We start from the raw sequence: 702 nt of genomic DNA, 5'->3' as shown, positions 1-702 counted from the left end.
ATGGTGCCAGGTGGTTCGCTTGCCAAAGCCACGCTGACGGTACAGGGCGGCCGCTGATGCCATTCACGAACGCTTACGACGCTTTGCGCATCACCCAGCGGCCTGGGGTCGGGACCGCGGGCATCGTTCTTCAGCATGGAAACCTGGAGTTCAAGCGTTTGTATATCGAGAGTCCCATCTTGATCTATGTTGAGCGGGGCTCGAAAATCGTGCGCTGGTCAGGGGGTGAATACCTGATCAGCCCAGGCGAGGCGATTGCCGTGGCGGGTGGGCAATCCTTGGATATCATCAACCGGCTGGCCCAGGACGGCAGTTACCAGGCCCACTGGCTGGTGTGGGGCGAAGCGTTGATCCAATCGAACGCTGAAGCCAATACCCACCTGGCGGCCATTCGATACGCTCAACCCATCACAGGCGAAGGTGGGCATTTTGCCGAGTCGTTCAGGCGCGCCATTGAAGCGGTAATAGACAGCACGGTGCCAGACCCTGTCGCTCGGCATCGCGTACAGGAATTGCTGACCTGGGTTGGCGTGACGGGTGGGCGGTTCGAACCGCCGCGCCTGCCGACGATCGGCGATCCAAAGTGCGGCGCACTGATCGCCAGCGACCTGGCAAACGACTGGAGTGCGTTGGACGTCGCCTCCACCTTTGCGCTCAGCTGAAGCCACGCTGCGGCGCAGGCTGGCGGAAGAAGGCACCACT

1 protein-coding gene is annotated in these 702 nt (G+C 61.7%); it reads left to right on the top strand.

What is annotated here, in order from left to right; genetic code table 11:
- Nucleotides 1-56: 56 nt before the first annotated feature.
- The gene (locus tag JWR98_RS28695; protein ID WP_205491845.1) at nt 57-662 is read left to right on the top strand and encodes an AraC family transcriptional regulator; all 606 of its coding nucleotides are present in this window, start codon (nt 57-59) and stop codon (nt 660-662) included.
- Nucleotides 663-702 lie beyond the last annotated feature (40 nt).

Source organism: Pseudomonas lactucae, from assembly GCF_016937615.1.
Classification (GTDB): domain Bacteria; phylum Pseudomonadota; class Gammaproteobacteria; order Pseudomonadales; family Pseudomonadaceae; genus Aquipseudomonas; species Aquipseudomonas lactucae.
The sequence above is the reverse complement of the archived record's forward strand: the minus strand, read 5'-3'. Positions and strand labels throughout refer to the sequence as shown.

Coding starts and splice junctions, on each gene's coding strand:
- JWR98_RS28695 (WP_205491845.1), top strand. CDS start 57: ATGCCATTCACGAACGCTTACGACGCTTTGCGCATCACCCAGCGGCCT.